Source organism: Mesorhizobium sp. P3_A8 (genome assembly GCF_056402995.1).
The window spans coordinates 282,248-295,348 of record NZ_JBFUGI010000010.1 but is presented as its reverse complement, the minus strand read 5'-3'; the positions used below and the strand labels follow the sequence as shown (position 1 = coordinate 295,348).

General features: G+C 61.6%; 11 protein-coding genes. 6 read left to right on the top strand and 5 right to left on the bottom strand.

Annotation, left to right across the window (positions count from 1 at the left end; all coding sequences use genetic code 11):
- From AC1DX4_RS23915 to AC1DX4_RS23900, 4 genes are read left to right on the top strand one after another with little or no spacing between them, the layout of a single operon-like run.
- Positions 1-1,005, top strand: a complete 1,005-nt coding sequence (locus tag AC1DX4_RS23915) for a sugar ABC transporter substrate-binding protein (RefSeq protein ID WP_477222633.1) — start codon at positions 1-3, stop codon at positions 1,003-1,005.
- Between the two features lie 28 nt (positions 1,006-1,033).
- On the top strand, positions 1,034-3,154 hold the full coding sequence (locus AC1DX4_RS23910) for an ABC transporter permease (RefSeq protein ID WP_477222660.1): 2,121 nt from the start codon (positions 1,034-1,036) through the stop codon (positions 3,152-3,154).
- Positions 3,151-4,263 carry a strictosidine synthase gene (locus AC1DX4_RS23905; protein WP_477222632.1) on the top strand — a complete coding sequence of 371 codons (1,113 nt, stop codon included), beginning with the start codon at positions 3,151-3,153 and terminating at the stop codon, positions 4,261-4,263. Before AC1DX4_RS23910 ends, AC1DX4_RS23905 begins: the two co-directional genes overlap by 4 nt.
- Positions 4,260-5,753 (top strand): sugar ABC transporter ATP-binding protein, encoded by a 1,494-nt coding sequence (locus tag AC1DX4_RS23900; protein WP_477222631.1) that lies wholly within the window; start codon positions 4,260-4,262, stop codon positions 5,751-5,753. Before AC1DX4_RS23905 ends, AC1DX4_RS23900 begins: the two co-directional genes overlap by 4 nt.
- A gap of 105 nt (positions 5,754-5,858) precedes the next feature.
- Here AC1DX4_RS23900 and AC1DX4_RS23895 read toward each other — a convergent pair whose 3' ends face one another.
- From AC1DX4_RS23895 to AC1DX4_RS23875, 5 genes are read right to left on the bottom strand one after another with little or no spacing between them, the layout of a single operon-like run.
- A complete protein-coding gene (locus AC1DX4_RS23895) occupies positions 5,859-6,596 on the bottom strand; it encodes an SDR family oxidoreductase (RefSeq protein WP_477222630.1) in 738 nt (245 codons plus the stop codon).
- 9 nt (positions 6,597-6,605) lie between these two features.
- Positions 6,606-8,084, bottom strand: coding sequence for an aldehyde dehydrogenase (locus tag AC1DX4_RS23890; RefSeq protein WP_477222629.1), 1,479 nt, complete (start codon positions 8,082-8,084; stop codon positions 6,606-6,608).
- A 41-nt stretch (positions 8,085-8,125) separates the two neighbouring features.
- Positions 8,126-8,512, bottom strand: a complete 387-nt coding sequence (locus tag AC1DX4_RS23885; protein ID WP_140709171.1) for a carboxymuconolactone decarboxylase family protein — start codon at positions 8,510-8,512, stop codon at positions 8,126-8,128.
- Between the two features lie 24 nt (positions 8,513-8,536).
- Complete coding sequence (locus AC1DX4_RS23880; protein ID WP_477222659.1) at positions 8,537-9,943, bottom strand: MmgE/PrpD family protein; 1,407 nt, start codon at positions 9,941-9,943, stop codon at positions 8,537-8,539.
- 39 nt (positions 9,944-9,982) lie between these two features.
- A complete protein-coding gene (locus AC1DX4_RS23875) occupies positions 9,983-10,966 on the bottom strand; it encodes an NAD(P)-dependent oxidoreductase (RefSeq protein ID WP_477222658.1) in 984 nt (327 codons plus the stop codon).
- Positions 10,967-11,092: 126 nt separating this feature from the next.
- Between AC1DX4_RS23875 and AC1DX4_RS23870 the strand changes: the two genes are divergently transcribed.
- Together AC1DX4_RS23870 and AC1DX4_RS23865 are read left to right on the top strand one after the other, a co-directional pair.
- Complete coding sequence (locus tag AC1DX4_RS23870) at positions 11,093-12,019, top strand: LysR family transcriptional regulator (protein ID WP_032899629.1); 927 nt, start codon at positions 11,093-11,095, stop codon at positions 12,017-12,019.
- Between the two features lie 167 nt (positions 12,020-12,186).
- The gene (locus tag AC1DX4_RS23865; protein WP_477222628.1) at positions 12,187-13,059 is read left to right on the top strand and encodes an MBL fold metallo-hydrolase; all 873 of its coding nucleotides are present in this window, start codon (positions 12,187-12,189) and stop codon (positions 13,057-13,059) included.
- Positions 13,060-13,101 lie beyond the last annotated feature (42 nt).

Here is a 13,101-nt window from a genome sequence, read left to right as displayed (position 1 = left end):
ATGAAAATTCGCACGATTCTGGCCGCAGGGCTGATGGCCCTCGGGCTGGTGGGCACCACGCATGCCGATGACGGGTTGGATAACCCGTCGCGCAATCCATTCTACGACGGGCTGAAGGGAAAGCGCGTTGTCTTCATCCCCCTGGCGATGGGTTTCGACCTCACGGAGGGATGGGCCGCGATCATGCGCAAGCAGGCGGCCGATCTCGGCTATACGCTTGAAATCCGCGATCCGAACTGGAGCACGGATGCGGGTACGCGGGCCCTGACCGCGCTGATCGCCGAGAAACCGGACCTCATCATCGCGCACAATCCCGATGTGCAATCCTACGCACGCTTGTTGAAGCGTGCCATGGATGCCGGCATCAAGGTGGTCCAGCTCAATCTCGAATCCGTTGTTCCGACCGACGCCTATGTCGGCGCCGACTGGTCGCGGGTGGGCTACATCGAGGCAGATGCGTTGGTGAAACAGTGCGGGGCCGGTTCAGGCAAGTCGGGCAAGATCGCCATCATCCGTGGCCAGCCTACCGCTGCCTCCGACCTTTATGAGCTTTATGCCTATAAGCAAACCTTCGCCAAGGATCCGTCGATTAAGATCGTTTCCGAACAGGCCGCGCAGTACGACCCCGCGAAAGCACGCGCGATCATGGAGACGGTGTTGCAGCAGCATCCCGACCTTTGTGGCGTCGTCGGAAACTGGGACAACCAGGATGTCGGCGCCGGCGCCGCGATCCAGGCGGCCGGAAAGGCCGACGACGTCTATGTCGTCACCTCCGGCGGCGGCAACCAGATCGGTTGCGACAACATCAAAAAGGGCCTGCTCGACCTGATCGTCAGCTACGATGTCCCACTCCAGGGCAACGCGATCAACCAGCAGATCGTGCAGTCGCTGCTATCGCCGGCCAAGGCCGGGGAGGGCAAGACCTCCTACTACACGCCGCTCACGCTGCTGACGAAGGACAATATCGGTCCGCGTACCTGTTGGCAGCTGGATCAGCTGAAGTAGGCAAATCACAAGAATATCAAAGATGATCATGGCCAGCAGCGACACAATTGCCTATCTGCGTTCGCGCTATCTCCCCGATCATCTGATCGGGGAGATCCTGTCGAAGCGCTGGATCGACAATGCAATTCCATTTTCCGCCCTTGTGCTCACGATCGTGGTGCTGGGCTCGATCATTCCAGACTTTCTATCTCTGTCGAGCCTTTCCGACCTTGCCCGGCAGTTCGCGGAATTCGGTCTCGTGGTGCTGGCCCTGACAGTCGTGATGATTTCAGGCGGCATCGACCTTTCGGTCGCTTCCGTCTTCTCACTGGCCGTCCTGTTCTCGCTGATCGGGGTAAACGTCTACGAGTTGCCCATACCCGTCGTCCTGGCCGGCATCCTGGGCCTGGGCATCTGCTGCGGCGCCATCAACGGCCTGCTTGTCGGCTACCTGCGTCTGCGCGCCTTTCTGACCACCTTGGTCAGCCTGATCATCTTCCGCTCGATCTATGAGATTGTCTTCGTGAAGATGTCCACGTCCATGATGTCGGGCTTCTCCATGTCCGATCTCTGGCTGTTCATCGGCGAAGGCACGGTGCTCGGCGTCCCGACCTCATTGGTGATCACATTGATCATCGCCCTTGCCTGGCACCTCGTTCTGTCGCGGATGCGTCCAGGCTGGCGACTCACCGCCGTTGGCGGGGCGCGGCGTTCTGCCTTCAACGCCGGCATCGACGTGCGGTTCATGGTGTTCCTCACCTACGTCGCCTCCAGCACGATGTGCGCGCTGGCCGGCTTCCTGTTCGCCGCCCGGCTGGGCAGTACTGGGTCTGACACCGGCGTCGGGCTCGAAGTGCAGGCGCTCACCGCGGCGGTCCTCGGTGGCACGGCGATTGGCGGCGGCCGGGGTTCGGTGGCAAAGGCGATCATTGGCAGCCTGCTGGTGCTGATGCTCACCAACGGCTTGATCAACTTGGGCATCAGCGGCCCGATCACGTCGACCATACTGGGAGTGATCCTGCTCACGGCCGTCTTCGTTGACATGCGCTGGCAGAAGCACCGCCACCGCATTCTGGCCAAGGTCTATGTCTCGCCCGCCTACCTTTCCCTGCCGCCGGCGCCGAAGGTCGACGCACCCGGGTCGCCCTATGTGCTGAACGATCGATTGCGCTCCGTTGAGATTATCGGGCTCGGACAGATTGAGGGACCTGAAGACGTTATCCTCGACCGCGACGACAATCTCTATTGCGGCACCCGGCATGGCGATATTGTCCGTTTCTTCGGTCCAGACCACAAACGCTCCGAAGTGTTTGCGCATATCGGCGGCCATCCCCTCGGCATGGCATTCGATCGCAGCGGAAACCTGCTCGTCTGCATCGGCGGTATGGGTCTGTTCCAGGTTGCCCCCGACAGGACCGTCACCAAACTCACTGACGAGACGAACAGGAGCTGGACGTCCGTGGTGGACGATTCACGTCTTCGCCTGGCGGATGACGTCGACGTCGCACCCGACGGGCGCATCTATTTCAGCGAGGCAACGATCCGTTACGAGCAGGAGGACTGGGCAACCGATGCACTGGAAAGCCGGGCGAGCGGGCGCATGATCTGCTACGATCCGAAGACGGGCAAGACCCACACCGAGATTCCGAAGCTGGTCTTCGCCAACGGCGTCACGATGTGTCCCGACGGACAATCCTTCATGTTCGCGGAGAGCTGGACCTGTTCCATCAGCAGATACTGGTTCGACGGGCCGAAGAAAGGCAAGACCGAAAGGATCATCTCCAGCCTGCCGGGTTATCCCGACAACATCAATCGGTCCTCGGACGGCAATTACTGGCTGGCCCTGCTCGGCATGCGCGGGCCGGCGCTCGATCTTGCCATGCGCATGCCGGGCTTCCGCAAGCGCATGGCCAGACGCGTCGCGCCCGATCAGTGGCTCTACCCGAACATCAACACCGGGTGCGTGGTGAAGTTCAACGAGAAGGGAGAGATCCTCGACAATCTGTGGGATCTCGGGGGCCGCAACCACCCGATGATCACCTCGATGCGCGAGCACAGGGGATGGCTGTATCTGGGCGGCGTTTCGAACAACCGGATTGGCCGCTACAAACTGCCCGATGCCGACCCCAATTGGTGCGCGCAGGATGCCTATTGGGGGCCGCGCCCATGATCGGCGCCATCAAGCAGGCTTGGGCGAACTTCCGCGGTTTTGATCTGACCGGCAGTACGGTGCCGCCGATGGACGGCCCACTGCGACCCAATGCGAAGCTCGACGCGGCTCCAGTGCTGCTGGATATCGCCGATGTCGACAACCTTGTGCTCTGGGGGCAAGAGATCATCTGTTCGGTCGGTCGCGAGATACACACCCTAGCGCCAACCGCCGGCGAAGGCGGGCAGGGGCTTTCCATCAGCCGATCGAGAGCCATGGGCAAGCCCGTGACCAGCATGGCGGCGGGCGCGTGCATGCTGGCTGTCGCCGTCGAAGGAGAGGGCATCCRCATCGAGAGCCCTGATGGGGAATCCTCGGAGTTGATCGCCCCTGAGGCACTCGATGCGCGGTGCGTCACGGCGATGGCTTTCGCCGACCGCTCGACCTTGCTCGTTGCAGTCGGGTCCGAGCGCAATCCAGCGCATGGCTGGAAGCGCGATCTGATGACCAAGACGGCGACGGGGTCGGTCTGGCGTATCGACATCAGCACGCGAACTTCAATTTCGATCGCTTCTGGGCTCGCGTTTCCAACCGGGATTATCGTGTCGAAGGACCGGGTCTTCGTCTCGGAGGCCTGGCGTCACCGCGTCCTTTCGATGGGCCTCGACGGTTCGCGCCAACAGATCGCCCTTGACTCGCTCCCCGCTTATCCAGGGCGTATCGCACCAGCATCGGAAGGTGGCTTCTGGCTGGCCATGTTCGCGCCGCGCAACCCGCTTGTCGAATTCGTCCTGAAGGAGGACGAGTACCGCATGCGCATGACCGAAACAATCGACCCCGACTATTGGATCGCGCCATCGCTTGCCACCGGGAGAAGCTTCCTGGAACCCATACAGGGCGGTGCGCGCAAGAAGCTCAACATGCTGAAGCCTTGGTCGCCGAGCTGGTCTATGGGTCTTGTCGTGCGCTGTGACAAAGACATGGCGATGGTGCGAAATTGTCAAAGCCGCGCCGATGGCGATGTACACGGCGTGACTTCACTTTGCGAAGCCGATGGGCGGCTTCTCGTTGGCGCCAAGGGATCGGGAAAGATCGTGGCGATCGATGAACTTGCGGGGCACGCAGCATGACACCGCTGGTTCAATTGCGCGGCGTTTCCAAGGATTTCCGCGGCGTCCTGGCGATCTCTGACGTGGATTTCGAAATCCGCCCGGGCGAGATACACGCCATTCTGGGTGAGAACGGTGCCGGAAAATCGACGCTGATGAAAGTACTGGCCGGCGTTTACCAGCCGAGCTCGGGCGAGATGCTGCTGGATGGCCAGCCGACGACGCTGAATTCGCCGTCCGACGCGCTGAACCACGGGATAGCGATGGTGTTCCAGGAGACCAATCTGGTGCCATCTATGTCGGTGGCCCAAAATATATACCTTGGCGACGAAAAGCTGTTCAACCGGCTGCGCGGGTTGAACATCCAGGCCCAGCGTTACCTGCTGTCTCTCAACTTTTACGTCGATCCCACCGCGCAGGTGTCCTTCCTGGGAGCCGGCAAGAAGCAACTGGTCGAGATCGCACGCGCCGTTCACCACAATGCGCGGCTCATCATCTTCGACGAGCCGACCGCTACGCTGACGCCTGAGGAGAAGTTCCACTTCTTCAATCTTGCCCGCCGCCTGAAGGAGGAGGGGATTGCAATCATCTTCATCAGCCATGCGCTCGAGGAAGCGTTGCACCTGTCGGACCGCATCACGGTGATGCGCGACGCCAAGGTCGTCGTGACCGACGAGACGAGCAAGTTCGACCGCGAGCGTGTTGTGCATGCGATGGTCGGACGCAGTCTCTCCGGCGAACTCTATTCCGGCCAGGCACGGGTGGCGCGCCCAATGGGCAGAAAGATACTTAGCGTCGAGAATCTTTCGATGGGCAATACGGTGCGCAACACCTCGTTCTCCGTGTTCGCCGGACAGGTAACGGGCGTGTTCGGCCTGGTCGGCGCTGGACGCACGGAAACGATGAAGATCGTGGCCGGCGTGCTGAAGCGCGATTACTTCCATGGTGGCACGGTGCGCTTCGAAGGCCGGCCGGTCCGCTACCGCACGCCACGGCCAGCGGTGCGTGACGGCATCGTCTATGTGACCGAGGACCGCAAGATCGAGGGCTTCTTCGAAACCATGACGATCGCTGGCAATATCCAGCTTGGACACCTCGCCACCGGTGACAATCCGTTGACGCCGGTAGCTCCGCGGCAAGGCCGGGAACTGGCTATAGAATGGACGAAGCGGCTGGGCGTCAAGGCGATCGACGCCGACGCGCGCATCATCGAACTCTCCGGCGGCAACCAGCAGAAGGTGGTCTTGGCCAAGGCACTGGTCCAGAAACCCAAGCTGGTCATCCTTGATGAGCCAACACGCGGGGTCGACGTCGGAACCATCGTCGAGATTCACAACTTCATCAACGAGCTTGCCGACAGCGGCATGGCCGTGGTGGTGATCTCGTCCTATCTGCCTGAAATCAAGAGCCTGTCAGACCGGATTCTTGTGGCGAGGCAGGGCCGGATCGTTGAGGAGATGGACATCGACGAGGCAACCGAAAGCCGGATCATGTACGCAGCTGTCCACTGAGCATGCGGGGGCTGACCAGCATTGGCCGGCCAAAGTTCGTTTCGACGGATGGATCGGAAAACCTTTGGCGGGAACGGGCGTTGCGTGACGCCGATGCCCCGGCTCCTACCACCTGTTGGTGGGCACGACGAAGATCTGCGCGATCTGGACGTGCGGCGGCTGGTCAAGTGCGAATAAGACACACCGGGCGATGTCGTCGGGGTCGAGCGCCATGCCGAACCGCTCGAAATATTCTCGGGCCGCCTCCTCGTCGCCGCGAAGGCGGGACGCGACAATGTTGGTGCGGGTGAGCCCCGGCAAGATCTCGATCACGCGGATGGCGGTCTCCGCCAATTCGCCGCGAATGATATCGCTCAGCATATGCACGCCGGCCTTGCTGGCGGAGTAGGGCGCCTGGTCCGGCACCATGCGGATGGCGCTGATGGAACTCATGTTGACGATGTCGCCACGTCCGCGCTTGACCATTCCCGGCAGGATCGCCCGCGTCACGCGCATCAGGCCGATGAGGTTGGTCTCGATGATCGCCGACCAATCGTCGGCCGAGCCGATGTCGAAGCGGGTACGCCCGCCGATGTCATGCCCGGCATTGTTCACCAGTATGTCGATATCGCGGAATTCCGGCGGCAGCCGACCCAGGCAGTTGGCGACCGCAGCGCCGTCTGCAATATCAAGGTCGAGCGGGAAGACGTCGGCACCGAGTTCGCCTGCCAGGACAGCCAGGCTATCTTCCTGACGATCCGCCACCACGATACGGCAGCCCTTGCCGTGAAGGCCCAGACAAACCGCCCTTCCGATGCCGCTCGCGGCGCCGGTGACGAAAGCGATCCTTTGCCGATCGGTCATGGTCGGGCTTCAGCGCTGCACGAACGGGTTGGGCACGTTGCCACTGATGTCGATCCAGACACTCTTTTCCTGCAGATACTCCCGAATAGCCGACAGGCCGCTCTCGCGGCCGATGCCGGAACGCTTGAAACCGCCAAATGGCGACATGTAACTCACCGCCCGGTAGGTGTTGATCCACACCGTGCCTGCCTTGAGTTTCTGCGACATGGTCAAGGCGCGCGTTATGCTTTGCGTCCACACGCCTGCCGCCAGCCCGTAGATCGTGCCGTTGGCGATTTCGATCGCCTCCTCGTCACTCTCGAAGGGAATGATCGCCAGCACGGGACCGAAAACCTCCTCCTGGGCGATGCGCATCTTGGGGCCGACATCGGTAAAGATTGTCGGCTCGACGAACCAGCCGTCGCCGCAGGCCGGATCGGTGGGCCGCTTGCCGCCAAGCGCGAGCTTGGCGCCTTCCGCCTTGGCGATCTCGATATAGTCGAGAATCTTGGCAAGTTGCGGCCGGGTCGTGATCGGCCCAACCTGCGTGTCATTGCTGGAGGGATCGCCGATCCGCGCGGTTTTGGCGAAAGCCACCAGCGCATCGACGAAAGCCGGATAGATCGAGCGGTGAACGAGCGCCCGCGATCCCGCGATACAGGTCTGGCCGCTGGCCGCGAAAATGCCGGAGACGACACCCTTGACGGCATCGTCAAGCACAGCGTCCTCGAAGACGATGTTGGCGGATTTTCCGCCGAGTTCCAGCGTAACGGGTTTTATCGAGCGCGCCGCGATCTGATAGACGCCTTGGCCGGTCCGATCGCCGCCCGTGAATGCAATCTTGTCGATGCCCGGATGAGACACCAGCTGTTCGCCGATCTCGTTGCCGAAGCCGGTGACGATGTTGACGACCCCGGGCGGAAAGCCGGCTTCCTCGAAAAGCGCCCCGAATTCGAGGGCTGAAGCGGAGGAGAACTCGGAGGGTTTCCAGACGATGGTGTTGCCGGCAGCCAAGGCCGGGGCCAGTTTCCAGGTCGCTAGCATCAATGGCGAATTCCACGGGGTGATGGCGGCCACCACGCCCAGCGGCTCCTCGCGGGTGAAATTGAACACGCCGGGCTTGTCGATTGGGATGACACGTCCCTCGACCTTGTCGGCCAGTCCGGCGAAATAATAGTACCATTGCGGCATGTATCTGAGCTGGCCGCGCATCTCTGCGATCAGTTTGCCATTGTCACGGGTTTCGATGTCGGCCAGGCGATCAGCGTTGGCGGTGAGAAGATCGGCGAAGCGCCTGATCAGGCCGCCACGGGCGCTGGCGCTCAACGCCGACCATGACGGTGCGTTGAACGCCTGCGTGGCGGCCGTGACCGCACGGTCGACGTCCCCTGCGCCGGCACGCGGGATTTGCGCCCAGGCCGTGCCGGTGAAGGGATTCTCAGTGTCAAACGTCCGACCGTCCAGGGCATCTGCCCATTGGCCGCCGATCAGCATCTGGTATTTCTTCATGTTGATCCCGTCTGCCGCGTCAACGGCCAAGAAGACGTTGGTCAGGCTTTCTCAGCATCGAACTCGGCAAAGGCCTCGCGCGCGATGCGGAACGAGTCTACGCCGGCCGGCACGCCAGCGTAGATTGCCACCTGCAAGAGGACTTCGCGGATCTCTTCGCGGCTGACGCCATTCCGCAGGGCACCTTTGGTGTGCATCTTGAGCTCGTGGGGCCTGTTGAGGCAGCTGAGCATGGCAAGGTTCAGCATCGAGCGCGTCTTGCGTGGCAGTTCCTCGCGACCCCAGACCGCACCCCAGCAATACTCGGTCACGAGCTCCTGCATAGGACGGTTGAAGTCGTCCGCCGCGGCAAACGACTTCTCGACGAACTCCTTGCCCAGCACTTCCTTCCGGATCGCCAAGCCGCGTTCGAGGACTTCCTTAGACATATGACTGCTCCTGGTTGGGACTGTTTATAGGCTCTGCCTCGACGGCAGACGCTTGCCTTTGCCGGCCCCTTGTGCCGGCGTTCGCGTTGCTTGTCTTCTGGCCGCCCGCTTAGCCGCGCAAAGCGGCAGCAGCCGGCCGGCATCTTTCTTGGTGTCCAGCCTGTCGACAAATTCTTCGATGGCCTCGGCCTCGGCAACGCCGAGGATATTCGCAGCGGCGAGGCGGAAGCGCTCGCGCACCTGTGCCTCGGTGGCGGGCACGACATCGGGCAGGCCCATCGACAGCTTGCGGCCGTCGCCGAGAACCACGTCGATTGCCGCGCCCTGCTGGTTTGGGAACAGCGCTGTCAGATCCGGGCTGGCAACCAGTTCGCTCACTCCGATCAGGCGAACCGTCTCGGGATCGGCGAGATCGCTGTAGATATCCTCCGACAGCCGGCCGTGTGCAAACACGGCTCCCACGCCGAATGGAATGCTCATCTTCGCCTGGAGTGCTCTTTCGAATGGTCCGGTCCGATCGCACCCTGGATACGCAGCGGCGGCGGTCGGAACGCTTATGCGGATGCGCTCGACCGGTGCGGCCTCGGGGCCGATCATCTCGACGAGCTTCAATGCGGTCTGGCAGGCCGTCTGGGCAAAATTGCAGGCCGGCGCCGCCTTGTGATACACGTTGAGGATATCCGCCTCCCCATTGGGGAAGAGTTCGACCCGGCCCGTCATAGGCCGCCTTGCGAGCGCAGCAAAATATCCCGACCGTCCTTCAAATATGTCAGGGCTTCCAAACGCCCCGGCTTTGGCCAGCCGAACCGCCATCCAGGCGTTTCGGGCCGCAAAGCCTGGGTGGAAGAACATGTCCGACCCGCCGCTGTGCGGCCACTGGTTCAGTCCGGACGCGGTGTTGGCAGCCAAGGCAATCGTTGCAGCCATCTGCTGTTGGTCGAGCTTCAGCATCCAGGCGCCACCGCATGCCGATCCGATAGGAGCGACCAGTCCAGTTGGGCGGAAAAGTGAGGACACCGTCGGATCGATCAGCATCCTTCCGAGACGTCCGCCGACCTCATAGGCGACCACCGCCGACCGGAGCAGCTCCATACCGGAAAAGGTATCCGTTTCAGCCAGGGCCAGAAGCAGCGGCCAGACAACCACGCCATGATGGCAAACCGATGCTGCGTGCATGTCCTCCCTGACCAGGCCATGGCCTTTCACCGCATTGACAAATGCTGCGTCCGCCGGTGTCGCCGTCGCTCTCTCGCCAATCATGTGGCCGCCTGCCGCCGCCGGCATCGCGGCGACCGCCTGTCGGCTTGGCTCCAGTTCTGAAGCCTCGAATGCACAGCCGAGAAAATCGAGCAGGCACAGCTTGGCTTTGCTGATGGTCGCCGGACCAAAAACTGGCGCAGCAAGGCTGGCCAATGCAGCTGCCAGTTCCATTGAACGCGTCGTCATCTGCTGCTCTCCACAACGCAGGTCCTAGGCGCGGATCTCCACGCCGGCCCATTCCTCGATGATACGCACCATCGACGTGAAATCCGATTCCGGTCCAAAGCGGGCGTTGGTGGCTGCGAGCATCTGGCGCACCAGAGAACCGCCAACCATGGGCACGCCCAAATTCTCACTCTCATCAACACACATGCGCACGTCCTTGTAGGACAGGGCGGTCGAGAACCCGAAGTCGAATGTTCCTGGCAACACGGCACGAGGAAATTTGTCCTGCGTCGCGCTGTTTCGCCCGCTCGAAGCATTGATGATGTCGCACATCACCGTGGGATCCAGGCCGGCCTTGACGCCCATTGCGAGGGCCTCCGCCGACAGAAGGATGACGCCGGCGGCGATCATGTTGTTTCCAAGCTTGGCAACCTGGGCGCTCCCGGGCGTTTCGCCGCAATAAAACCTGCGGCCAAAATTGGCCAGCACCGGTTCGACATCCTCATAGGTCTGCTTGGGGCAAGAAACCATAACGGCGAGCGTGCCGTTGCGCGCACCTGCAATCCCACCAGATATCGGTGCGTCGACCCATGCAATGCTTCGGCTCGCCAATGCCTCGGAGATGACCTTTGCCATGCTTGGTCCCGTTGTGGACACATCGATAATAGTCTTGACCTTCGAACCGGCCGCGATTCCGTTCGCGCCCAACACCACGTCCCTGACGATGGCGGGCGTCGGGAGGCTGCAGAACACGATGCCGGCCTCATCTCCAACCGCTTGGGGTGATGCAGCAAATGTCGTGTGTTCGGTAGGCAGTTCCGTGGCAGCGTCCGACCGCTTGTCGTAGACGACCACATGGTAACCAGCCTCGGTCAGTCGGCGCACCATCGGCGCACCCATACGGCCGAGGCCGATGAACCCAAGCGTTTGACGCTGCACGACTTTTCCTCTCGAATCTATAGTGGATCTGGCCAGCCTTCGGATTGGCTCAGAGTAGGCCAGTTCCTGCCCTTGCGATAATGCTCGCAACGCGCATAACAGCTTTGCCAAGGGCCTGCCGAACGCTTGTCAACGCTTTCGATGTATCCCAAACTCGTCAATTCGTTGCATGACAACGGAATTCGATCTTCCGCATTGTGCGACGAGGCAAAGCCCATGTTCGATCTAAGGCAGCTCCAGCTATTCATAGCAGTTGCGGAATTCGGGAGCTTTTCGCGGGCCGCCGTCGCGCTGTCCGTGAGCCAGCCGGTTCTCAGCAGGCAAATCAAGTCCCTGGAAGAGAGTGTCGGTATAGCGCTTCTTTACCGCAACGGCCGTGGCATTGTCCTGACCGAGGCGGGCAAGCTTCTGCAGAATTATGCGTCCGCAATCCTCGAGCAGGCCTCGCGGGCAACGAGCGAACTCGGGGCAATGCGATCAAACCCGCGCGGTGCGATCGTGCTTGGAATGCCCCCATCCGTGGGAGTTGTCCTGACCGCGCCCCTCGTCCAGCATTTTCACGAGCAGTTCCCGCAGGTGAGCATGCGGGTGGTCGAGGGGTTCAGTGGCCATCTCCTCGAATGGCTCGTCATGGGCAAGATCGACGTGGCGGTGCTCTACAATGCGCCGCGTATGAACAATTTGCTGGCGGAGCCGATCCTGCGCGACGAGCTATTCCTCCTCGGCGCCAAGAACGATCCCTGCAATCTCGGTTCCTCACCCGTCGACGCCGCAGTCGTTTCGAAGATACCGATGATCCTTCCCGCACGGCCGCATGGGTTGCGAGTGCTGCTGGACCACATCTTCGGCGCGGTCGGCATCGAGCCCAGGATCGAAGTCGAGGTCGAGGCGATGCCTTCGACACTACGCCTCGTGGAGGCCGGAATGGGCTACACGATCTTGTCCTATTCGAGCTGCCACGACCTGGTTGCGCAAGGCAAGATCAGCTACTGGCGGATCCAGAATCCGTCGATTGAAAGGGAGCTGCTGCTCGCAACATCTAGTCAGCGGCCGACCACCACCGTTATCCGGGCATTGACGACCATGATACGCGACGAAGTGCGCGCTCTGCGCAAAATGGGAATCTGGGAGCCGAAGCCGTAAGGCTTCTCCCAGTCATCGGTCCCGCGTCATGCCGGAAGCGATATATCTGTTATCCCGAACCCGATCAGTGAGTTCGCTTCACTTGGCTGCGCGCAGCGGTCACATTGTGGCGAAACGCGAGGAGGAGGGTCCGTGCGTGTGCACGCCCCGTCTGGAGGAGGAGCACCATGACCGACGAGCCAAGAAAGCAGACCCCCGGCGTCTACAGACGCAAGGTCGGCGACGCCATGGTCACCGTGATCAATGACGGTTTTCTCGATATCCCTATGGCCATTCTGCGTGGGACAGAACGTGGCGACATGGAAGCATTGATGCGGGAGCATTTCCACGAGGGCGGTCCCCGCCTCACCGTCAATGCGTTTGTCATCGAGACCGACTCGAACACGATACTCGTCGACGCCGGCGGCGGGTCGACAACGGTCTTTTCGATGGGGCAACTACCGCACAACCTGTCCACAGCGGGCTTCAAGCTCTCGGACTTCGACACGGTTCTTCTGACCCACATCCACCCCGATCACTCGAGCGGGCTGATGGACGAAGCCGGCAAGCCACTCTTCCCGCGCGCCGACATCATCGTCCACAAGGATGACTTCGACTTCTGGTCCGATACCGAGCGGCGCGGTCGCTCGGCCGCTGCGGTACCCTATACAGGTTCCGCCGACGCCTTGCTTTCAAGCCATCGCGGGCGTTTTCGCCCGGTGGACGGAGGCGAAGTGATGCCGGGCATCACCCAGTTGCCGCTTCCCGGCCACACGCCGGGCCACAGTGGCTATCAACTCGATTCCGCCGGCGAGACACTGGTGATGTGGGGCGACACGGTGCACGTGCCGGAACTCCAGATTCCCCTGCCTCAGATTACCAGCGAGTTCGATGTCGATGAGGCGTTGGCAGCTGAAAACCGCCGCAAGATTTTCAACCATGTCGCAAGCGAGCGCCTGCTCGTCACTGGCGGCCACCTGCATCTGCCGGGCTTTGCCCATCTGGTGAAGGCCCATGACGGCTTTCGGCTTGTACCCGAAGCCTGGCGGGTCCAGCTCTAGGCGGTTCATGAAAATGCCAAGGGCCGGCTCCAGGAGGAGCCG